This is a genomic window from Pseudomonas sp. WC1 (assembly GCF_050586565.1).
Lineage (GTDB): Bacteria > Pseudomonadota > Gammaproteobacteria > Pseudomonadales > Pseudomonadaceae > Aquipseudomonas.
Genome location: NZ_JBOBDQ010000004.1, coordinates 147,128 through 167,711, shown reverse-complemented (window position 1 = coordinate 167,711; position 20,584 = coordinate 147,128). Strand labels below are relative to the sequence as shown.

At 63.7% G+C, this 20,584-nt stretch carries 19 protein-coding genes; 17 read left to right on the top strand and 2 right to left on the bottom strand.

Annotation, left to right across the window (positions count from 1 at the left end; genetic code table 11):
- Nucleotides 1–141: 141 nt before the first annotated feature.
- From ACQ4OD_RS03315 to ACQ4OD_RS03305, 3 genes are all read left to right on the top strand, one after another.
- Entirely contained in the window at nucleotides 142–321 is a 180-nt protein-coding gene (locus tag ACQ4OD_RS03315) for a hypothetical protein (RefSeq protein ID WP_110700782.1), read from the top strand.
- 73 nt (nucleotides 322–394) lie between these two features.
- Complete coding sequence (locus ACQ4OD_RS03310; RefSeq protein WP_110700784.1) at nucleotides 395–775, top strand: glycine zipper domain-containing protein; 381 nt, start codon at nucleotides 395–397, stop codon at nucleotides 773–775.
- A gap of 216 nt (nucleotides 776–991) precedes the next feature.
- Nucleotides 992–2,242, top strand: a complete 1,251-nt coding sequence (locus tag ACQ4OD_RS03305) for a 2-aminoadipate transaminase (protein ID WP_430943876.1) — start codon at nucleotides 992–994, stop codon at nucleotides 2,240–2,242.
- Between the two features lie 3 nt (nucleotides 2,243–2,245).
- Here the strand turns inward: ACQ4OD_RS03305 and ACQ4OD_RS03300 are convergent, their stop codons facing one another.
- Nucleotides 2,246–2,548 (bottom strand): hypothetical protein, encoded by a 303-nt coding sequence (locus tag ACQ4OD_RS03300; RefSeq protein ID WP_046855047.1) that lies wholly within the window; start codon nucleotides 2,546–2,548, stop codon nucleotides 2,246–2,248.
- 158 nt (nucleotides 2,549–2,706) lie between these two features.
- Here ACQ4OD_RS03300 and ACQ4OD_RS03295 point away from each other — a divergent pair, with 158 nt between their 5' ends.
- Both ACQ4OD_RS03295 and fusA read left to right on the top strand, forming a co-directional pair.
- Nucleotides 2,707–3,135: a hypothetical protein gene (locus ACQ4OD_RS03295; RefSeq protein ID WP_430943875.1), complete on the top strand. Its 429-nt coding sequence runs from the start codon at nucleotides 2,707–2,709 to the stop codon at nucleotides 3,133–3,135.
- A gap of 67 nt (nucleotides 3,136–3,202) precedes the next feature.
- On the top strand, nucleotides 3,203–5,314 hold the full coding sequence (gene fusA / locus ACQ4OD_RS03290; protein WP_198753964.1) for an elongation factor G: 2,112 nt from the start codon (nucleotides 3,203–3,205) through the stop codon (nucleotides 5,312–5,314).
- 68 nt (nucleotides 5,315–5,382) lie between these two features.
- On the opposite strand, the gene ACQ4OD_RS03285 is transcribed toward fusA, so the two are convergent.
- On the bottom strand, nucleotides 5,383–6,825 hold the full coding sequence (locus ACQ4OD_RS03285) for a SulP family inorganic anion transporter (protein WP_198753963.1): 1,443 nt from the start codon (nucleotides 6,823–6,825) through the stop codon (nucleotides 5,383–5,385).
- A gap of 175 nt (nucleotides 6,826–7,000) precedes the next feature.
- On the opposite strand from ACQ4OD_RS03285, the gene ACQ4OD_RS03280 reads away from it, so the two are divergent.
- The 12 genes from ACQ4OD_RS03280 to nuoJ all read left to right on the top strand — a co-directional run bounded on the left by ACQ4OD_RS03280 (nucleotide 7,001) and on the right by nuoJ (nucleotide 20,582).
- Complete coding sequence (locus ACQ4OD_RS03280) at nucleotides 7,001–7,765, top strand: secretin N-terminal domain-containing protein (RefSeq protein ID WP_173862476.1); 765 nt, start codon at nucleotides 7,001–7,003, stop codon at nucleotides 7,763–7,765.
- A 490-nt stretch (nucleotides 7,766–8,255) separates the two neighbouring features.
- Nucleotides 8,256–9,581, top strand: coding sequence for an isocitrate lyase (aceA, locus tag ACQ4OD_RS03275; RefSeq protein ID WP_023630475.1), 1,326 nt, complete (start codon nucleotides 8,256–8,258; stop codon nucleotides 9,579–9,581).
- 213 nt (nucleotides 9,582–9,794) lie between these two features.
- Nucleotides 9,795–10,457, top strand: coding sequence for a lysoplasmalogenase (locus ACQ4OD_RS03270; RefSeq protein WP_430943874.1), 663 nt, complete (start codon nucleotides 9,795–9,797; stop codon nucleotides 10,455–10,457).
- 380 nt (nucleotides 10,458–10,837) lie between these two features.
- Nucleotides 10,838–11,251 carry an NADH-quinone oxidoreductase subunit A gene (locus ACQ4OD_RS03265; protein WP_011534614.1) on the top strand — a complete coding sequence of 138 codons (414 nt, stop codon included), beginning with the start codon at nucleotides 10,838–10,840 and terminating at the stop codon, nucleotides 11,249–11,251.
- 9 nt (nucleotides 11,252–11,260) lie between these two features.
- Nucleotides 11,261–11,938, top strand: a complete 678-nt coding sequence (locus ACQ4OD_RS03260) for a NuoB/complex I 20 kDa subunit family protein (protein WP_008096180.1) — start codon at nucleotides 11,261–11,263, stop codon at nucleotides 11,936–11,938.
- Between the two features lie 79 nt (nucleotides 11,939–12,017).
- Complete coding sequence (nuoC, locus tag ACQ4OD_RS03255) at nucleotides 12,018–13,799, top strand: NADH-quinone oxidoreductase subunit C/D (protein ID WP_023630474.1); 1,782 nt, start codon at nucleotides 12,018–12,020, stop codon at nucleotides 13,797–13,799.
- 2 nt (nucleotides 13,800–13,801) lie between these two features.
- A complete protein-coding gene (gene nuoE, locus ACQ4OD_RS03250; RefSeq protein ID WP_012313767.1) occupies nucleotides 13,802–14,299 on the top strand; it encodes an NADH-quinone oxidoreductase subunit NuoE in 498 nt (165 codons plus the stop codon).
- Entirely contained in the window at nucleotides 14,296–15,660 is a 1,365-nt protein-coding gene (nuoF, locus tag ACQ4OD_RS03245) for an NADH-quinone oxidoreductase subunit NuoF (protein WP_139670024.1), read from the top strand. Before nuoE ends, nuoF begins: the two co-directional genes overlap by 4 nt.
- A 132-nt stretch (nucleotides 15,661–15,792) precedes the next feature.
- Nucleotides 15,793–18,507, top strand: a complete 2,715-nt coding sequence (nuoG, locus tag ACQ4OD_RS03240; RefSeq protein ID WP_111533048.1) for an NADH-quinone oxidoreductase subunit NuoG — start codon at nucleotides 15,793–15,795, stop codon at nucleotides 18,505–18,507.
- Nucleotides 18,504–19,511, top strand: a complete 1,008-nt coding sequence (nuoH, locus tag ACQ4OD_RS03235; protein ID WP_046855038.1) for an NADH-quinone oxidoreductase subunit NuoH — start codon at nucleotides 18,504–18,506, stop codon at nucleotides 19,509–19,511. The genes nuoG and nuoH overlap by 4 nt, the downstream gene beginning before the upstream one ends.
- Before the next feature lie 11 nt (nucleotides 19,512–19,522).
- A complete protein-coding gene (gene nuoI, locus ACQ4OD_RS03230; protein WP_003251442.1) occupies nucleotides 19,523–20,071 on the top strand; it encodes an NADH-quinone oxidoreductase subunit NuoI in 549 nt (182 codons plus the stop codon).
- Between the two features lie 10 nt (nucleotides 20,072–20,081).
- On the top strand, nucleotides 20,082–20,582 hold the full coding sequence (gene nuoJ / locus ACQ4OD_RS03225; protein ID WP_023631348.1) for an NADH-quinone oxidoreductase subunit J: 501 nt from the start codon (nucleotides 20,082–20,084) through the stop codon (nucleotides 20,580–20,582).
- Nucleotides 20,583–20,584: the final 2 nt, after the last annotated feature.

Genomic DNA, 20,584 nt, shown 5'->3' with positions numbered 1-20,584 from the left:
TGCAAAACACCACACTAGGTGAATCGCCGCTGCCGTTCATCGCCGCCGCAATAAAATCTTGCGCGCCGAAGAACCAAATCGATCGCCTTCGGTCTCAGGAGGTACCGCGTAAACCGTTGCAGATCAAGGACCTATATCGTGATGACACGCCTTGCAAGCCTTTCCATGGTCGCCACCTTGCTGCTGCTCGGCGGCTGCTACAGCAACCATTACCACGATGATGACGATGGCTGGCGCGATCGTGACCGCGGCCACCGTCACCACCATCGTCATGACCGTGACGATGACGATCGCCAGTACCGTGACCGCTACTACCGCTGAAGCGTCCTTGCAACCCTGACTTGCCGCGACCGTGCGGCAATCCCCCCCTGATGACTCCCCTGAGGTTCATAACATGCGTCTGACTCTGCCTTCCCTCGCCCTCGGCCTGCTGCTCTGCCAGGGCGCTTTCGCCGGTGACGGCACCGCGGCCATCGGCGGCGGCCTGGGTGGCGCCCTGGGCAACGTCGTGGGCAAACAGATCGGCGGCAGCACCGGTGCGGCCATCGGCGCCGGTCTCGGTGGCGCGGCCGGCAGCGCGGTCGGCGCGCGCAAGGGCAACCGTACCGAAGCGGCCATCGGTGGCGGCCTGGGCTCGGCGGGCGGTTCGCTGATCGGCGGCAAGCTTGGCGGCTCCAACGGTTCGACCATCGGTGCCGGCCTGGGCGGCGCGGCCGGTGGCGCCATCGGCAACCACATGGGTGACAGCAACCGCAAGCACAAGCGTCGCCACTGACCCCAACGGTCGAAGGCTCGAAGCGAAACAGCAAAAGGCGGCTGCCCCTTAAGGGACAGCCGCCTTTTATCTTGGCGCGATTCCAGCAAGCAGGCGGCGTAGGCAGGCCCCGCATAATTTCATGACTCAAAGGAATGACAGCAATCCAATAAATCGTTTGCGGATACCCCCGGCACGCTTCGATATTCACGCCATCGAATCACAGGCGCCGCGCACATGAATCAGCCAAGCATCAGCCAGTCCATTGCCATCGTTCACCCGATCACGCTTTCCCATGGTCGCAATGCCGAAGTCTGGGATATCACCGGCAAGCGCTACATCGACTTCGTCGGCGGCATCGGCGTGCTCAACCTGGGCCACTGCAATCCCGCAGTAGTCGAAGCGATCCAGCAGCAGGCCACGTGCCTGACCCACTACGCCTTCAACGCCGCGCCCCACGGCCCCTACCTGAAGCTTATGGAGCGCCTGCGTGAATTCGTCCCGGTCAACTACCCGTTGGCCGGCATGCTCACCAACAGCGGCGCGGAAGCGGCGGAAAACGCTTTGAAGGTCGCCCGCGGAGCCACCGGCAAGCGCGCTGTCGTCGCCTTCGACGGCGGCTTCCATGGCCGCACCCTGGCCACCCTCAACCTCAATGGCAAGGTTGCCCCGTACAAGCAACGCGTGGGGGAACTGCCAGGCCCGGTCTATCACCTGCCCTACCCCAGCCCGGACACCGGGGTGAGCTGCGAACAGGCGCTCAAGGCCATGGAACGCCTATTCAACGTGGAGTTGGCGGTGGAGGACGTGGCGGCGTTCATCTTCGAGCCGGTGCAGGGTGAAGGTGGTTTCCTCGCCCTCGATCCGAGCTTTGCCCAGGCCTTGCGCCGCTTCTGCGACAGCCACGGGATACTGATCATCGTCGACGAGATCCAGTCCGGTTTCGGCCGCACCGGGCAGCGTTTCGCCTTCCCGCGACTGGGGATCGAGCCGGACCTGCTGCTGCTGGCCAAGAGCATCGCCGGTGGCATGCCCCTGGGCGCGGTGGTCGGCCGCCGGGAGATCATGGACTCGCTGCCCAAGGGCGGCCTGGGCGGCACCTACTCGGGCAATCCGATCGCCTGTGCGGCGGCCTTGGCGAGCCTTGCGCAGATGACCGACGCCAACCTCGCCACCTGGGGCGAACGCCAGGAACAGGCCATCGTCGCACGCCATGCACGCTGGAAAGCCGCAGGCTTGTCCAGTTCGCTCGGCCGCCTGACCGGCGTCGGCGCCATGCGCGGGCTGGAGTTCGTCAACGGCGATGGCAGCCCGGCACCGGCGCAACTGGCCAAGGTGTTGGAGGCGGCGCGTGCCAAGGGGTTGCTGCTGATGCCCAGTGGCAAGGCGCGGCATATCATCCGCCTGTTGGCGCCGCTGACCATCGAGGCCGAGGTGCTCGAGGAAGGGCTGGATATCCTCGAGCAGTGCCTGGCTGAACTGGGGTAAGGCTTACAGGCCCAGCTCTTCGGGGGTGGGCATGTCGCATTCGAAGGCGATCCAGCCGCCTTCGAGTTCGGCATGACCGTTGACGATCAGGCCGTAGTAAGTAAGGCCATTCTCCAGCGTGACGCAGATGTGCGTGGCGCCTTTTTCCGGTGCCGCGAGCGTACCGACAAAATGCACCTTCTTCAGCACTTCGGTTACCGCCTCGAGGCCCACGCGCATGTTGCTGTTTTCCGAAGCCTCGGTGTCGCCCCCACGGTCTTCGGCGCTGACGGTCACGGTGGCGATGTAGGGGTACTTGCTGCTCAAGCGGGGTTACCTCGGGGTAGGGTGCGAAAATTGGCGCTAGGGTACGGCAGACGGTGGTTGTTGTCTCTAGCGGCCTCATGGATGGTACGGCATGGCCTCCCCCGCCCCGATCTGTTAGGGTGCCCGCCGATGCACGCCACACCACGCGAGGATACCGAGTGAGCGCAGAACTTCCCCTGATCGCCGACCTGTTCGAGGTCGACAAACGCCTGACCCTCAAGCCCGTCGTGGACTTCAATGCCTACCTGCGCAACGCTTTCGGCGACGGCCCCTGCCGCTGCCACCGCTGCATTGAGGGCAATGGTGACGAGAGCAGCTATAGCCACCGCCACAGTTTCGAACTGGAAGGCCGCACCTTGCACCGACGCTTCGCCAGCACCGCCGGCAGCGACGTGTTGATGGTGCTGAAGAAGGCCTGGCTGTCCTACACCAAGGCCGAACTGATCACCGTCGGCGCGCTGGACATGGCCACCCTCAAGGCCTTCACCGACGCGGCCCTGCACGAACGCCTGCTGGCCCTGTTGCCGGCCAGCGGCCTGGCGCGTGAAGCCGAGGGCCAGTGGCAGCTGCAGGTGCTCGCCGACTGACGGTCGCCCCGGCAGGATTCTCCCGCTCTGCTACCTTGGGAGAATCCTCACCCGCAGGTGACCCGCCATGGCCCGCACGACTCCCATCGAGCTGTACCGCAATATCGGCATTGTCGCTCACGTGGATGCCGGCAAGACCACCACCACCGAACGGATCCTGTTCTACACCGGGGTCAACCACAAGATGGGCGAGGTGCACGACGGCGCCGCGACCATGGACTGGATGGCTCAGGAGCAGGAGCGTGGCATCACCATCACCTCGGCAGCCACCACGGCCTTCTGGCAGGGCTCGACCAAGCAGTTCGAGCACAAGTACCGCTTCAATATCATCGACACCCCAGGCCACGTCGACTTCACCATCGAGGTGGAGCGCTCGCTGCGCGTGCTCGATGGCGCGGTGGTGGTGTTCAGCGGCGCCGATGGGGTCGAGCCGCAGTCCGAGACCGTGTGGCGCCAGGCCAACAAGTATCATGTGCCGCGCCTGGCCTACATCAACAAGATGGACCGCCAGGGCGCGGACTTCCTGCGTGTGGTGAAACAGATCGACCAGCGCCTGGGCCACCACCCGGTGCCGATCCAGCTGGCCATCGGCAGCGAGGAGAACTTCATCGGCCAGATCGACCTGGTGAAGATGAAAGCCATCTACTGGAACGATGCCGACCAGGGCACCAGCTACCGCGAGGAAGCGATCCCCGCTGAACTGCAGGCCCTGGCCGACGAGTGGCGTGCCCATATGCTGGAAGCGGCGGCGGATGCCAGCGAAGCACTGACCCTGAAGTACCTTGAAGGTGAGGAATTCACCACCGAGGAAATCAAGGCCGCCCTGCGCCAACGCACCATCGCCAACGAAATCGTCCCGACCATCCTCGGCTCGTCATTCAAGAACAAGGGCGTGCCGCTGATGCTCGACGCGGTGATCGACTACCTGCCCGCCCCGTCCGAAATCCCGGCGATCAAGGGCACTGACCCGGACGATGAAGACAAGCACCTGGAACGCCACGCCGACGACAAGGAGCCGTTCTCGGCCCTGGCCTTCAAGATCGCCACCGACCCGTTCGTCGGCACCCTGACCTTCGCCCGGGTATATTCGGGAGTGCTCAGCTCGGGCAATGCGGTGCTCAACTCGGTGAAGGGCAAGAAGGAGCGCATCGGCCGCATGGTGCAGATGCACGCCAACCAGCGCGCCGAGATCAAGGACGTGTGCGCCGGCGATATCGCCGCACTGATCGGCATGAAGGACGTGACCACCGGCGACACCCTGTGCGACATGGACAAGCCGATCATCCTTGAACGCATGGATTTCCCCGACCCGGTGATCTCGGTGGCGGTGGAGCCGAAGACCAAGGGCGACCAGGAGAAGATGGGCATCGCCCTGGGCAAGCTGGCCCAGGAGGACCCGTCGTTCCGGGTCAAGACCGACGAGGAAACCGGCCAGACCATCATCTCCGGCATGGGCGAGTTGCACCTGGACATCATCGTCGACCGCATGCGCCGCGAGTTCAACGTCGAAGCCAATATCGGCAAGCCGCAGGTGGCCTACCGCGAGAAGATCCGCAACACCTGCGAAATCGAAGGGCGTTTCGTGCGCCAATCGGGCGGACGCGGCCAGTATGGCCATTGCTGGATCCGCTTCGCCCCCGGCGACGAAGGCAAGGAAGGGCTGGAGTTCGTCAACGAGATTGTCGGCGGCGTGGTGCCGCGCGAATACATCCCGGCGATCCAGAAAGGCATCGAGGAGCAGATGAAGAACGGCGTGCTTGCCGGCTACCCGCTGATCAACCTCAAGGCGGCGGTGTTCGACGGCTCGTACCATGACGTCGATTCCAACGAGATGGCCTACAAGATTGCCGCCTCCATGGCCACCAAGCAGCTGTCGCAGAAAGGCGGCGCGGTGCTGCTGGAGCCGGTGATGAAGGTCGAGGTGGTGACGCCCGAGGAGTACCAGGGCGATATCCTCGGCGACCTGAGCCGGCGCCGGGGCATGATCCAGGATGGCGACGAAACCCCGGCCGGCAAAGTGATCCGTGCCGAGGTGCCTTTAGGCGAGATGTTCGGCTACGCCACCGCGATGCGCTCGATGACCCAGGGCCGGGCGAGTTTCTCGATGGAGTTCACCCGCTACGCCGAGGCGCCGGCGAGCATTGCCGACACCATCGTCAAGAAAAACCGCGGGGAGTAAGCCTTTCTCCTATAACGGCCCTATCGCCGGCAAGCCGGCGATAGGGCCGGTGCAGGCAACCATTGCCTTCAATGCTGCTCCCCTGCCCGCTTCAACAGCTTCTTGCAGCGCTCGGAAAGATGCACCACCCGCAACTGCTTGCCCGCCTTGGCATAGCGCTCGCGCAGGGTCTTGAGCGCCGCGATCGCCGAATAATCGACAAAGCTCAGGTGCTGGCAATCCAGCGTCACCTTGGCCGGGTCGTTGACCGGGTCGAACTGGTTGAGGAACGGCGTGGTCGAGGCGAAGAACAGCGTGCCGTGCACCTGGTAATGCTTGCCCCCCTCGGCGTCCTCATGACTGTCGGCATACAGCTCGCGCGCGTGCTGCCAGGCAAAATTGATGGCCGCGATGACGATACCGAACAGCACCGCCGTGGCCAGGTCGGTGAACACCGTGACCACGGTCACGGCGATGATCGCCAGCACATCGCTCACCGGCACCTTGTGCAGCACCCGCAGCGATGCCCAGGCGAAGGTCTGCTGGGCCACCACGAACATCACCCCGACCAGCGCCGCCAGCGGAATACGCTCGATCAACGGCGACAGGAACAGCACGAACAGCAGGATCATCACCCCCGCCACCACGCCCGACAGTCGGCCACGGCCATTGGAGCTGAGGTTGATCACGGTCTGGCCGATCATCGCGCAGCCGCCCATGCCGCCGCACAGGCCCGAGACCATGTTGGCCGCGCCCAAGGCCATGCACTCGCGGTCCGGGTAACCACGACTCTCGGTGACCTCGTCGGTGAGGTTGAGGGTCAGCAGGGTTTCCAGCAGGCCGACCATGGCCATCAGCACCGCGTAAGGCGCGATGATCTTCAAGGTCTCAAGGTTCCAGGGGATGTCCGGCAGCGCCAGTCTTGGCAGGCCGCCGGCGATGTGCGCCATATCGCCGAGGGTGCGGGTTGGAAGGCCAAGCAGGTAGACCAGCAGGCCGACGCCGAGGATCGCCACCAGCGCCGGCGGCACGGCGCGGGTCAGCCTGGGAAGCACGTAGACCACCAGCATGGTCAACGCCACCAGGCCGATCATCAGGTACAGCGGCGCGCCGCTGAGCCAGTGCTCGCCTTCCTTGAAGTGCTCCAGCTGGGCCAGGGCGATGACGATAGCCAGGCCGTTGACGAAGCCGAGCATCACCGGGTACGGCACCAGGCGCACCAGCTTGCCCAGGCGCAGGGCGCCGAACAGGATCATCACCAGCCCGCCCAGCAGCACCGTGGCCAGCAGGTACTGGACGCCGTGCTGCACCACCAGGGCGACGATGACCACCGCCATCGAACCGGCGGCGCCGGAGATCATCCCCGGGCGGCCGCCGAACAGCGCGGTCAGGGTGCAGATGATGAAGGCGCCGTACAGGCCCATCAGCGGGTTGAGGTGGGCCACCAGGGCGAAAGCGATGCACTCCGGTACCAGGGCGAACGAAGTGGTGAGGCCGGCGAGCAGGTCGGCGCGTAGGCGTGCGGGTTTCATGGAGTTCCTGTAAACAACCCCGGCATTACGCTGCGTGGGAGCGTAATACCGAGGGAATGAGCTCGAAATCGAGGATCGGGATGTTACGGAATTTGCCTGACTGCAACCACTGAAAAGCCGACCTGTGCATGCCGCTGTGATCCACAACCAGCAAGATGCCGACAAATTTGCCATCATGTCCATTCCACCCGCGGAGATCATGGACATGCCGCTACGCCCCCTCCTCGCCTCGCTGCTGCTGGCCGCCAGCCTTACGGCCCAGGCCGCCACCGAGGTCATTCCCTTGCAACACCGCAGCAGCGCCGAACTGCTGCCCGCCGCCCAGTCCTTCCTGGGCAAGGACGGCAGCGTCAGCACCTTCGAGGACAAGCTGATCGTCAACGCCAGCCAGGAACGCATTGACGATCTGCGCGCCCTGCTGCAACAGCTCGACACCGCGCCCAAACGCCTGCTGATCAGCGTCGACAACAACGACAGCAACTTCCAGGACAACCGCGGCAATGCCCGCGTGATCCGCTACGGCACCGCCAACCGCGAAGGCGGCATGCAGCAGGTACAGGCCAGCGACGGCCAGCCGGCACTGATCCAGGTGGGCCAGAGCATCCCCGTCACCAGTACTTCCACCGACGGTTACGGGCGCATCCAGAGCAACACCGAATACCGCAACGTTACCCAGGGCTTCTACGTCACGCCACGCCTGAGCGGTGATAACGTTCGCCTGCAAATCAGCACCAATAACGACCGAATGAGCCAGGAACGTGCCGATGTAGTGAAAGTGCAGAGCACCGACACGACCGTCACCGGCAAGCTCGGCGAGTGGATCACCCTGGCCGGATTCAACCAGCAGAGTCAGTCCGATCGCAGCGCGTCAAGCCTCAGTTACAGCACCCAGCGCGGTGAAAACATGACTTTGCGGGTCAAAGTCGACCTTCTCGACTGAACCCAGGCAATTCAAGGGCTCGACCAAGGGCCTTGAAACTGACCGCCAAGTCGCATTAGACCAAAGATGTAGTAAGCCTAAAAAAGCACTACAAAATGTTTGACAGGCTCTTTTCGCCAAGGGCATGATGGCCTCGCTCCCGCTAATCAGAGGCCCTGGCAAGGGTCTTCGAGGTGCGCTCCTCCCACCGTGGAGGCACCTCGTGTCCATACGGCCCACAAGGCGGTTCGACGGGATTGCGACTGCAACGAAGAAGTTGTCCCGAGGGACGGAAGCGCATCACCGCAGTTCTGGCAATCGCGTCGCACCGCAGCAAGGCATCCACGAGCCAACCTGCAGGGCACACCTTCGCCTGGCCTGCCCACCCTTCCCCTTCGCACTTCCCCGTTCGCCGCCGCACTCCCCCGGACAGCACAGCCTGGCCCTCTGACCCGCGTATCCGAGCATCAGCACAATTACACTCAAGATCGATGCGACGAGGTTTATTTCCATGGCACTGACACGCGAACAGCAAATTGCAGCCCTCGAGAAAGACTGGGCCGAAAACCCGCGCTGGAAAGGCGTGACCCGTACCTACACCGCCGCCGATGTCGTTCGCCTGCGTGGCTCGCTGCAACCAGAGCACACCCTGGCTCGCCAGGGCGCGGAAAAACTGTGGAAGCTGGTCACCCAAGGTGCCCACCCGTCCTTCCGCCCAGAAAAAGATTTCGTCAACTGCATGGGCGCCCTGACCGGCGGCCAGGCAGTGCAACAGGTCAAGGCCGGCATCCAGGCCATCTACCTGTCCGGCTGGCAGGTTGCCGCCGACAACAACTCGGCCGAGTCGATGTACCCCGACCAGTCGCTGTACCCGGTGGATTCGGTACCGACCGTGGTCAAGCGCATCAACAACTCGTTCCGCCGCGCCGACCAGATCCAATGGAAAGCTGGCAAGAACCCAGGTGACGAAGGCTACATCGACTACTTCGCACCAATCGTGGCTGACGCCGAAGCCGGTTTCGGCGGCGTACTGAACGCCTACGAACTGATGAAGAACATGATTGAAGCGGGCGCCGCTGGCGTGCACTTCGAAGACCAGCTGGCCTCGGTGAAAAAATGCGGCCACATGGGCGGCAAGGTACTGGTACCGACCCAGGAAGCCGTACAGAAGCTGGTGGCTGCCCGTCTGGCCGCCGACGTTGCCGGTGTACCGACCATCATCCTGGCCCGTACCGACGCCAACGCCGCTGACCTGCTGACCAGCGACTGCGACCCGTACGACCAGCCGTTCGTGATCGGCGACCGCACCCGTGAAGGCTTCTACAAAGTCCGCGCCGGCCTCGACCAGGCGATCTCCCGCGGCCTGGCCTACGCGCCGTATGCCGACCTGATCTGGTGCGAAACCGCCAAGCCGGACCTGGACGAAGCCCGTCGCTTCGCCGAAGCGATCAAGAAGGAATACCCGGACCAACTGCTGTCGTACAACTGCTCGCCTTCCTTCAACTGGAAGAAGAACCTGGACGACGCCACCATCGCCAAGTTCCAGCGCGAGCTGTCGGCCATGGGCTACAAGCACCAGTTCATTACCCTGGCCGGCATCCACAACATGTGGCACGGCATGTTCAACCTGGCGCACGACTACGCCCGCAACGACATGACCGCCTACGTGAAGCTGCAAGAGCAGGAATTCGCCGACGCCAGTAAAGGCTACACCTTCGTGGCGCACCAGCAGGAAGTCGGCACTGGCTACTTCGACGACATGACCACCGTGATCCAGGGTGGTGCATCGTCGGTAACCGCACTGACCGGTTCGACCGAGGAAGAGCAGTTCCACTGAGTCTGGTGAACTGAACAGAAAGCCCAGGTTCCGCAAGGTTCCTGGGCTTTCCGCTTTTTTTAGGGCGGCTTTAGCCGCGATGCAGGCAACGCGGTATCTGGCACCCGCTTCGCGGGTGATCGCGGCTGAAGCCGCTCCTACAGCAATCGCGTCGCACCAGCAAAGTTGCAGATCAGGTCTAAGCTTGTGGCTACCCCATAGCAAGGACTGCCCATGCCCCGCCCTGGCCACCTGCTCACCATCGCCGTCGCAGCCGCCACCTGCTATCTATATGCACTGGCGAGCGACAATGCCCTGCTTGGCCTGCTGGTCAAACCCATTCCGGTACTGGCACTGATCGCCTGGCTTAGGACCATGCCCACCACGCCCTACCGTCGCTGGATCATGATCGGACTGGCCTTCTCGGTACTGGGCGACATCCTCCTGGCCATCCCCCGCGATCTGTTCGTGTTCGGCCTGGCCGCATTCCTTTGCGCCCACCTGGCGTACCTTCGCGGTTACTGCAGCCTGACCCAGCGCCCGGGCTACCCGTCACTGGCCCTCGCACTGCTGGTGGGCGCCTCGCTGTTCGGCCTGCTCGCCAGCCACGGCCTGGGCCCACTGCTGATCCCGGTGGCGCTGTATGCCCTGGCGATCGGCTGCATGCTCTGGCGCGCCTTGGCCTGCGGCGGTGTCGCCGCACTGGGTGCCTGCGCCTTCGTCTTCTCCGACAGCCTGATCGGCATCGACCGCTTCGTCAGCCCGTTTGCCGCTGCCGAGTACCTGATCATCCTGTCCTACTGGCTTGGCCAGTGGCTCATCGCCGCGTCGGTCAGCCGCAGCACAAACGACAAAGCATTGATCCAGAGCGGTACGCGCTGCGCCGGAAGCTGCTAGAACGAGAGTTTTTCGCATTTGCAAGTGGGCAGATCGGCTGATGAACTTTGCAAGGCCCAGAACAGCTAAAACAATACAGCTCAGGTTAAATGATATTAATTATCATTACGCAACTAGCCAGTCATTACGCGAGGTAAGAAACATAATTAACAAATCCACGTGCAATGCCCGAAACTCAAGGCTTTCAGCCAGTTACGAAAGATTTTTGTTCTTAAACCTACGAATAAATTTGCAACGGAAATTTTACTTGCACTGGGTTTACCCATAAAATCAGCGCGATTGATTCAGCTGCGACATTTGGTCACTGCGTCTGCGACACCACGTCGCCGCTCTACTTATTTCAGACTGCAGAGCTGGGTCTCTGTATAAGGATTTCTAGCATGTCCGATTCGGCAGGACTCATCGCCCACAACTGGGGCTTTGCCATCTTCCTCCTGGGTGTCGTCGGCCTGTGTGCCTTCATGCTCGGCCTGTCCAGCCTGCTCGGTAGCAAGGCCTGGGGTCGCGCCAAGAACGAACCCTTCGAATCCGGCATGCTGCCCGTCGGCAGCGCCCGCCTGCGCCTGTCCGCCAAATTCTATCTGGTCGCGATGCTGTTCGTGATCTTCGATATCGAAGCCCTCTTCCTGTATGCATGGTCTGTGTCCGTCCGCGAAAGCGGCTGGACCGGATTCGTCGAAGCACTCGTTTTCATAGCAATTCTGTTGGCAGGTCTTGTCTACCTATGGCGCGTCGGGGCGCTCGATTGGGCTCCCGAAGGTCGCCGCAAGCGGCAAGCGAAGCTGAAACAATGAGGCTTTGGCATGCAATACAATCTCACCAGAATCGATCCGGACGCACCTAACGAGCAGTATCCGGTCGGTGAACGGGAAACCGTCACCGATCAACTGCTGGAAGACCAGGTCCACAAGAACATCTACATGGGGAAACTCGAAGATGTGCTGCGTGGCGCGGTCAACTGGGGTCGCAAGAACTCCCTCTGGCCGTACAACTTCGGCCTTTCCTGCTGCTACGTGGAAATGACCACGGCCTTCACGGCGCCCCACGACATCGCCCGCTTCGGCGCCGAAGTCATCCGGGCCTCGCCGCGTCAGGCCGACTTCATGGTCATCGCCGGTACCTGCTTCGTGAAGATGGCGCCGATCATTCAGCGCCTGTACGAGCAGATGCTCGAACCCAAGTGGGTCATCTCCATGGGCTCGTGCGCCAACTCCGGCGGCATGTACGACATTTACTCGGTCGTTCAGGGGGTCGACAAGTTCCTCCCCGTGGACGTGTACGTGCCTGGCTGCCCACCGCGCCCCGAGGCGTTCCTGCAAGGCTTGATGCTGCTGCAGGAGTCGATCGGCCAGGAGCGACGCCCGCTTTCCTGGGTGGTTGGCGATCAAGGCATCTACCGTGCCGAGATGCCCGCCCAGAAAGACCTGCGTCGCGAACAGCGTATCGCGGTAACCAACCTGCGCAGCCCCGACGAAGTCTGATCCAGCGACCTGCCGCCCGCTCCCCCAGGAGCCGGCGGCCTGGCTTCATTCTTAACGTTGACCCAAAGCGACCGAGACCATGACAGCGGACAACGCTATTTATATTCCGCCTTACAAGGCTGACGACCAGGATGTGGTCGTCGAACTGCACAACCGATTCGGCGCCGACGCTTTCGTCGCCCAGGAAACCCGTACCGGCATGCCGGTACTGTGGGTAAAGCGTGCCCAGCTCAAGGAAATCCTCACCTTCCTGCGCAACGTCGCCAAGCCGTACAGCATGCTGTACGACCTGCACGGCGTCGACGAGCGCCTGCGCACTCAGCGCCGCGGCCTGCCGGCCGCCGACTTCAGCGTGTTCTACCACCTGCTGTCGGTCGAGCGTAACAGCGACGTGATGATCAAGGTGTCGCTGAGCGAAGGCGACCTGAACCTGCCCACCGTGACCGGCATCTGGCCCAACGCCAACTGGTACGAGCGTGAAGTCTGGGACATGTTCGGCATCGACTTCGCCGGCCACCCGCACCTGAGCCGCATCATGATGCCGCCGACCTGGGAAGGTCACCCGCTGCGCAAGGACTACCCGGCCCGCGCCACCGAATTCGACCCCTACAGCCTGACCCTGGCCAAGCAGCAGCTTGAAGAGGAATCGGCACGTTTCAACCCGGAAGCCTGGGGCATGAAGCGTTCGGGCGCCAACGAGGACTACATGTTCCTCAACCTCGGCCCCAACCACCCTTCGGCCCACGGTGCCTTCCGTATCGTCCTGCAGCTGGACGGCGAAGAGATCGTCGACTGCGTCCCGGACATCGGCTACCACCACCGTGGCGCCGAGAAGATGGCCGAGCGTCAGTCGTGGCACAGCTTCATCCCCTACACCGACCGTATCGACTACCTCGGCGGGGTGATGAACAACCTGCCGTACGTACTGGCGGTGGAAAAGCTGGCCGGCATCCAGGTGCCGCAGAAGGTCGACGTGATCCGCATCATGCTCGCCGAATTCTTCCGCATCACCAGCCACCTGCTGTTCCTGGGTACCTACATCCAGGACGTCGGCGCCATGACCCCGGTGTTCTTCACCTTCACCGACCGCCAGCGCGCCTACACCGTGATCGAGGCGATCACCGGTTTCCGCCTGCACCCGGCCTGGTACCGCATCGGTGGCGTCGCCCACGACCTGCCGCGCGGCTGGGACAAGCTGGTCAAGGACTTCGTCGAATGGCTGCCCAAGCGCCTCGACGAATACACCAAGGCTGCCCTGCAGAACAGCATCCTCAAGGGCCGTACCATCGGCGTTGCCGCGTACAACACCAAGGAAGCCCTGGCCTGGGGCACCACCGGTGCCGGCCTGCGCTCCACTGGTTGCGACTTCGACCTGCGCAAGGCGCGCCCCTACTCCGGCTACGAGAACTTCGAATTCGAAGTACCGCTGGCCCACAACGGCGATGCCTACGATCGCTGCATGGTCCGTGTCGAGGAGATGCGCCAGAGCATCCGCATCATCGACCAGTGCCTGCGCAACATGCCGGAAGGCCCGTACAAGGCGGATCACCCGCTGACCACGCCGCCGCCGAAAGAGCGCACCCTGCAGCACATCGAGACCCTGATCACCCACTTCCTGCAAGTCTCGTGGGGCCCGGTCATGCCGGCCAACGAGTCGTTCCAGATGATCGAGGCGACCAAGGGCATCAACAGTTACTACCTGACGAGCGATGGCGGCACCATGAGCTACCGCACCCGGATCCGTACCCCGAGCTACCCGCACCTGCAGCAGATCCCTTCGGTGATCAAAGGCAGCATGGTCGCGGACCTGATCGCGTACCTGGGCAGTATCGACTTCGTTATGGCTGACGTGGACCGCTAAGCATGAACAGCACGCTTATCCAAACCGACCGTTTCGCCCTGAGCGAAACCGAGCGCTCGGCCATCGAGCACGAGATGCACCACTACGAGGACCCGCGCGCGGCGTCCATCGAAGCCCTGAAGATCGTGCAGAAAGAGCGCGGCTGGGTGCCGGATGGCGCCATCTACGCCATCGGCGAAGTGCTGGGCATCCCCGCCAGCGACGTCGAGGGAGTGGCCACCTTCTACAGCCAGATCTTCCGCCAGCCGGTCGGCCGCCACATCATCCGCGTATGCGACAGCATGGTCTGCTACATCGGCGGCCATGAGTCGGTGGTCAGCCAGATCCAGAGCGAGCTGGGCATCGGCCTCGGCCAGACCACCGCGGACGGGCGTTTCACCCTGCTGCCGGTGTGCTGCCTGGGCAACTGCGACAAGGCCCCGGCGCTGATGATCGACGACGACACCTTTGGCGACGTGCAACCTGCCGGCGTCTCCAAGCTGCTGGAGGGTTACGTATGACCATCACTTCCTTCGGCCCGGCCAACCGCATCGCGCGCTCGGCCGAAACCCACCCGCTGACCTGGCGCCTGCGCGACGACGGCGAGCCGGTCTGGCTGGCCGAGTATGAATCGAAGAACGGCTATGCCGCCGCGCGCAAGGCGCTGGCCGACATGTCCGCCGACGACATCGTGCAGAGCGTCAAGGACTCCGGCCTCAAGGGCCGTGGCGGCGCGGGCTTCCCCACTGGCGTGAAGTGGGGCCTGATGCCCAAAGACGAATCCATGAACATCCGCTACCTGCTGTGCAACGCGGACGAAATGGAGCCCAACACCTGGAAAGACCGCATGCTGATGGAGCAACAGCCCCATCTGCTGGTCGAGGGCATGCTGATCAGCGCCCGCGCGCTGAAGGCCTACCGTGGCTACATCTTCCTGCGTGGCGAATACACCACCGCGGCGAAGAACCTCAACCGCGCCATCGATGAAGCCAAGGCCGCCGGCCTGCTGGGCAAGAACATCCTCGGTTCGGGCTTCGACTTCGAGCTGTTCGTGCACACTGGTGCCGGGCGTTACATCTGCGGTGAAGAAACCGCGTTGATCAACTCCCTCGAAGGCCGTCGCGCCAACCCGCGCTCCAAGCCGCCCTTCCCGGCCGCCGTCGGCGTGTGGGGCAAGCCGACCTGCGTGAACAACGTCGAGACCCTGTGCAACGTGCCGGCCATCGTCGCCAACGGCAACGACTGGTACAAGTCGCTGGCCCGCGAAGGCAGCGAAGACCACGGCACCAAGCTGATGGGCTTCTCCGGCAAGGTGAAGAACCCGGGCCTGTGGGAGCTGCCGTTCGGCGTCACCGCCCGCGAGCTGTTCGAGGACTACGCCGGCGGCATGCGCGACGGCTTCAAGCTCAAGTGCTGGCAGCCTGGTGGCGCCGGTACCGGCTTCCTGTTGCCCGAGCACCTCGATGCGCAGATGTATGCGGGTGGCATCGCCAAGGTCGGCACCCGTATGGGTACCGGCCTGGCCATGGCGGTCGACGACAGCGTCAACATGGTGTCTTTGCTGCGCAACATGGAAGAGTTCTTCGCCCGCGAATCGTGCGGCTGGTGCACCCCTTGCCGTGACGGCCTGCCGTGGAGCGTGAAGATGCTGCGCGCACTGGAAAACGGCCAGGGCCGCGCCGAAGACATCGAGACGCTGCTGGGGCTGGTCAACTTCCTCGGCCCAGGCCGTACCTTCTGTGCTCACGCACCAGGTGCCGTCGAGCCGTTGGGCAGTGCCATCAAATACTTCAGGTCCGAGTTCGAGGCCGGTGTCGCGCCAGCAACTGCTACCGACACTCTGCGCCCGAACCTGGCGAAGCCGATTGTGGTCGGCGCATAAAAAGATAGAACGCGGGTGGTCCGTGCCACCCGCCAGCCTGCAGGCCGGCCCGCATGAAGCGTGGCGTGCCACAGGCGTACAGATTTCCATTAGCCACGCCCGCTCATGCGGGCCAACGAAGAACTTTGAACAATGGCCACTATCCACGTAGACGGCAAAGCGCTCGAAGTCAACGGTGCGGACAACCTGTTACAGGCCTGTCTGTCACTCGGCCTCGACATCCCCTATTTCTGCTGGCACCCGGCGCTCGGTAGCGTCGGTGCCTGCCGGCAGTGTGCGGTCAAGCAGTACACCGACGAGAACGACACCCGTGGTCGTATCGTCATGTCCTGCATGACCCCTGCCTCCGACGGCACCTGGATCTCCATCGAAGACGAAGAGTCCAAGGCGTTCCGCGCCAGCGTCGTCGAATGGCTGATGACCAACCACCCGCACGACTGCCCGGTGTGCGAGGAAGGCGGTCACTGCCACCTGCAAGACATGACGGTAATGACCGGCCACAACGAGCGCCGCTACCGTTTCACCAAGCGTACCCACCAGAACCAGGACCTCGGCCCGTTCATCGCCCACGAGATGAACCGCTGCATCGCCTGCTACCGCTGCGTGCGCTACTACAAGGACTACGCCGGCGGCACCGACCTGGGCGTGTACGGCGCCCACGACAACGTGTACTTCGGTCGCGTCGAAGACGGCGTGCTGGAAAGCGAGTTCTCCGGCAACCTCACCGAGGTCTGCCCGACCGGTGTGTTCACCGACAAGACCCACTCCGAGCGCTACAACCGCAAGTGGGACATGCAGTTCGCCCCGAGCATCTGCCATGGCTGCTCCAGCGGTTGCAACATCAGCCCCGGCGAGCGCTACGGCGAACTGCGCCGCATCGAGAACCGCTTCAACGGCTCGGTGAACCAGTACTTCCTGTGCGACCGCGGCCGCTTCGGCTACGGCTACGTCAACCGCAAGGACCGCCCACGCCAGCCACACCTGGCCGATGGCACCAAGCTGTCCCTCGACGCCGCGCTGGACAAGGCCGCCGACCTGCTGCGCGGCCGCACCATCGTCGGTATCGGCTCGCCACGCGCCAGCCTCGAGAGCAACTACGGCCTGCGCGAGCTGGTCGGTGCCGAATACTTCTACTCCGGTATGGAAGCTGGCGAACTGGCCCGCGTGCGCCTGGCGCTGAACGTGCTGAACGACAGCCCGCTGCCGGTGCCGACCCTGCGCGACATCGAAGACCACGACGCCGTGTTCGTGCTCGGCGAAGACCTCACCCAGACCGCCGCCCGTGTTGCCCTGGCCGTGCGCCAGGCCACCAAGGGCAAGGCCGAGGCCATGGCCGACGCCATGCGCGTGCAGCCTTGGCTGGACGCCGCGGTGAAGAACATCGGCCAGCACGCGCTGTACCCGCTGTTCATCGCTTCGCTGGCTGAAACCAAGCTGGACGACGTGGCCGAAGAGTGTGTACACGCCGCACCTGCGGACCTCGCCCGCATCGGTTTCGCCGTGGCCCACGCCATCGACCCAAGCGCCCCTGCCGTCGAAGGCCTGGACACTGAAGCCAAGGCCCTGGCCCAGCGCATCGCCGACGCCCTGGTCGCTGCCAACCGCCCGCTGGTGGTCGCCGGTACCTCGCTGGCGGATCCTGCGCTGATCGAAGCCGCCGCCAACATCGCCAAGGCCCTCAAGCTGCGCGAGAAGAACGGTTCGCTGAGCCTGGTCGTGCCTGAGGCCAACAGCCTGGGCATGGCGATGATGGGCGGTGAGTCCGTCGACGCGGCGCTGGACGCCGTGATCAGCGGCAAGGCCGACGCCATCGTCGTGCTGGAAAACGACCTGTACGCCCGCGTACCGGCCGCCAAGGTCGACGCAGCCATGGCCGCGGCCAAGGTGGTGATCGTCGCCGACCACTCGAAAACCCCAACAGTCGACCGCGCCCACCTGGTGCTGCCAGCCGCCTCGTTCGCCGAAGGCGACGGCACCCTGGTCAGCCAGGAAGGCCGTGCCCAGCGCTTCTTCCAGGTGTTCGACCCACAGTACCTGGACAGCAGCATCCAGATCCACGAAGGCTGGCGCTGGATGCACGCCCTGCGTGCGACCCTGCTGAACAAGCCGGTGGACTGGACCCAACTGGACCACGTCACCAGCGCCTGCGCCGAAGCCGCCCCGCAACTGGCCGGCATTGTCAACGCAGCGCCAAGCGCCGCATTCCGCATCAAGGGCATGAAACTGGCCCGCGAGCCGCTGCGCTACTCTGGCCGTACCGCCATGCGCGCCAACATCAGCGTGCACGAGCCGCGTACCCCACAGGACAAGGACACCGCGTTCGCCTTCTCCATGGAAGGCTACTCGGGCTCGGCCGAACCGCGCCAGCAGGTGCCGTTCGCCTGGTCGCCGGGCTGGAACTCGCCGCAAGCCTGGAACAAGTTCCAGGACGAAGTCGGTGGCCATCTGCGTGCCGGTGACCCGGGCGTGCGCCTGATCGAGTCGCAAGGCGATCGCCTGAGCTGGTTCAGCGCCATCCCGGGCGCGTTCAACCCGGCTCGCGGCACCTGGACCGCGGTACCGTTCTTCCACCTGTTCGGCAGCGAAGAGTCCTCCTCCCGCGCCGCCCCGGTGCAGGAGCGCATTCCGGCCGCCTACGTCGGCCTGGCCAAGTCCGAAGCCGACCGCCTGGGCGTCAACGACGGTGCGATGCTGAGCCTGAACGTGGCCGGCGTGTCACTGCGCCTGCCGCTGCGTATCAATGAAGAACTGGGCGCTGGCCTGGTTGCGTTGCCCAAAGGCCTGGCCGGCATTCCGCCCGCCATCTTCGGTGCAGCCGTCGAAGGCCTGCAGGAGGCAGCACAATGAGCTGGTTCACCCCCGAAGTGATCGATGTGATCATTCAGGTCGTCAAGGCCATCGTGGTGCTGCTGGCCGTGGTGGTCTGCGGCGCGCTGCTCAGCTTCGTCGAGCGTCGCCTGCTGGGCTGGTGGCAGGACCGCTACGGCCCGAACCGCGTCGGCCCGTTCGGCATGTTCCAGATCGCCGCCGACATGCTGAAGATGTTCTTCAAGGAAGACTGGAACCCGCCCTTCGTCGACAAGATGATCTTCACCCTGGCGCCTGTGGTGGCCATGAGTGCGCTGCTGATCGCCTTCTCGATCATCCCGATCACCCCGGGCTGGGGCGTGGCCGACCTGAACATCGGCCTGCTGTTCTTCTTCGCCATGGCCGGCCTGTCGGTCTACGCCGTGCTGTTCGCCGGCTGGTCGTCGAACAACAAGTACGCCCTGCTCGGCAGCCTGCGGGCCTCGGCGCAGACCGTGTCGTACGAAGTGTTCCTGGGCCTGGCGCTGATGGGCGTGGTAGTGCAGGTGGGTTCGTTCAACATGCGCGACATCGTTGACTACCAGGCCCAGAACCTGTGGTTCATCATTCCGCAGTTCTTCGGCTTCTGCACCTTCTTCATCGCTGGCGTCGCCGTGACCCACCGTCACCCGTTCGACCAGCCGGAAGCGGAACAGGAACTGGCCGACGGCTACCACATCGAATACGCCGGCATGAAATGGGGCATGTTCTTCGTCGGTGAGTACATCGGCATCATCCTCATCTCGGCGCTGCTGGTGACCCTGTTCTTCGGTGGCTGGCACGGCCCGTTCGGCCTGCTGCCGCAGGTACCGTTCCTGTGGTTCGCCCTGAAGACCGCGTTCTTCATCATGCTGTTCATCCTGCTGCGCGCCTCGATCCCGCGCCCACGCTATGACCAGGTGATGGACTTCAGCTGGAAGTTCTGCCTGCCGCTGACCCTGATCAATTTGCTGGTGACCGCTGCGATCGTGCTTTACAACACGCCAGCCGTCGCGGCCCAGTGAGGATTTGACCCATGTTCAAGTATATCGGCGACATCGTTAAGGGCACCGGCACCCAGCTGCGCAGCCTGGCAATGGTGTTCTCCCACGGGTTCCGCAAGCGCGACACCCTGCAGTACCCCGAAGAACCCGTGTACCTGCCGCCGCGCTACCGTGGCCGCATCGTCCTCACCCGCGACCCCGACGGCGAGGAGCGCTGCGTGGCGTGCAACCTCTGCGCGGTGGCCTGCCCGGTCGGCTGTATCTCGCTGCAGAAGGCCGAGACCGAGGACGGCCGTTGGTACCCCGAGTTCTTCCGCATCAACTTCTCGCGCTGCATCTTCTGCGGCCTGTGCGAAGAGGCGTGCCCGACCACCGCGATCCAGCTGACTCCGGATTTCGAAATGGCCGAGTTCAAGCGTCAGGACCTGGTGTACGAGAAAGAAGATCTGCTGATCTCCGGCCCCGGCAAGAACCCTGACTACAACTTCTACCGTGTTGCGGGTATGGCGATCGCTGGCAAGCCGAAGGGCTCTGCACAGAACGAAGCCGAGCCGATCAACGTGAAGAGCTTGCTCCCATAAGGACAGAAAGATGGAATTCGCTTTCTACTTCGCATCCGGTGTCGCCGTTGTCTCCACGCTGCGCGTGGTGACCGGCACCAACCCGGTGCACGCCCTGCTCTACCTGATCATCTCGCTGATTTCCGTGGCGATGATCTTCTTCTCCCTCGGCGCCCCCTTCGCCGGTGCCCTGGAAGTGATCGCCTACGCCGGTGCCATCATGGTGCTGTTCGTCTTCGTGGTGATGATGCTCAACCTCGGGCCGGCCTCGGTCGCCCAAGAGCGTGGCTGGCTCAAGCCGGGCATCTGGGCGGGGCCTGTGATCCTCGCCGCCCTGCTGCTGCTGGAGCTGCTCTACGTGCTGTTCGTCACCCCGTCGGGCGCCGCCATCAGCGGTACCACCGTCAGCGCCAAAGAGGTCGGCATCAGCCTGTTCGGGCCGTACCTGCTGGTGGTCGAACTGGCGTCGATGCTGCTGCTCGCGGCAGCCGTCACCGCCTTCCACCTGGGCCGCAACGAGGCGAAGGAGTAAAT

Excerpts from the sequence above, each read along its gene's own strand:
- ACQ4OD_RS03315 (WP_110700782.1), top strand. The coding sequence starts at position 142 with ATGACACGCCTTGCAAGCCTTTCCATGGTCGCCACCTTGCTGCTGCTC.
- ACQ4OD_RS03310 (WP_110700784.1), top strand. The coding sequence starts at position 395 with ATGCGTCTGACTCTGCCTTCCCTCGCCCTCGGCCTGCTGCTCTGCCAG.
- ACQ4OD_RS03305 (WP_430943876.1), top strand. The coding sequence starts at position 992 with ATGAATCAGCCAAGCATCAGCCAGTCCATTGCCATCGTTCACCCGATC.
- fusA (WP_198753964.1), top strand. The coding sequence starts at position 3,203 with ATGGCCCGCACGACTCCCATCGAGCTGTACCGCAATATCGGCATTGTC.
- ACQ4OD_RS03285 (WP_198753963.1), bottom strand. The coding sequence starts at position 6,825 with ATGAAACCCGCACGCCTACGCGCCGACCTGCTCGCCGGCCTCACCACT.
- ACQ4OD_RS03280 (WP_173862476.1), top strand. The coding sequence starts at position 7,001 with ATGTCCATTCCACCCGCGGAGATCATGGACATGCCGCTACGCCCCCTC.
- aceA (WP_023630475.1), top strand. The coding sequence starts at position 8,256 with ATGGCACTGACACGCGAACAGCAAATTGCAGCCCTCGAGAAAGACTGG.
- ACQ4OD_RS03270 (WP_430943874.1), top strand. The coding sequence starts at position 9,795 with ATGCCCCGCCCTGGCCACCTGCTCACCATCGCCGTCGCAGCCGCCACC.
- ACQ4OD_RS03265 (WP_011534614.1), top strand. The coding sequence starts at position 10,838 with ATGTCCGATTCGGCAGGACTCATCGCCCACAACTGGGGCTTTGCCATC.
- ACQ4OD_RS03260 (WP_008096180.1), top strand. The coding sequence starts at position 11,261 with ATGCAATACAATCTCACCAGAATCGATCCGGACGCACCTAACGAGCAG.
- nuoC (WP_023630474.1), top strand. The coding sequence starts at position 12,018 with ATGACAGCGGACAACGCTATTTATATTCCGCCTTACAAGGCTGACGAC.
- nuoE (WP_012313767.1), top strand. The coding sequence starts at position 13,802 with ATGAACAGCACGCTTATCCAAACCGACCGTTTCGCCCTGAGCGAAACC.
- nuoF (WP_139670024.1), top strand. The coding sequence starts at position 14,296 with ATGACCATCACTTCCTTCGGCCCGGCCAACCGCATCGCGCGCTCGGCC.
- nuoG (WP_111533048.1), top strand. The coding sequence starts at position 15,793 with ATGGCCACTATCCACGTAGACGGCAAAGCGCTCGAAGTCAACGGTGCG.
- nuoH (WP_046855038.1), top strand. The coding sequence starts at position 18,504 with ATGAGCTGGTTCACCCCCGAAGTGATCGATGTGATCATTCAGGTCGTC.
- nuoI (WP_003251442.1), top strand. The coding sequence starts at position 19,523 with ATGTTCAAGTATATCGGCGACATCGTTAAGGGCACCGGCACCCAGCTG.
- nuoJ (WP_023631348.1), top strand. The coding sequence starts at position 20,082 with ATGGAATTCGCTTTCTACTTCGCATCCGGTGTCGCCGTTGTCTCCACG.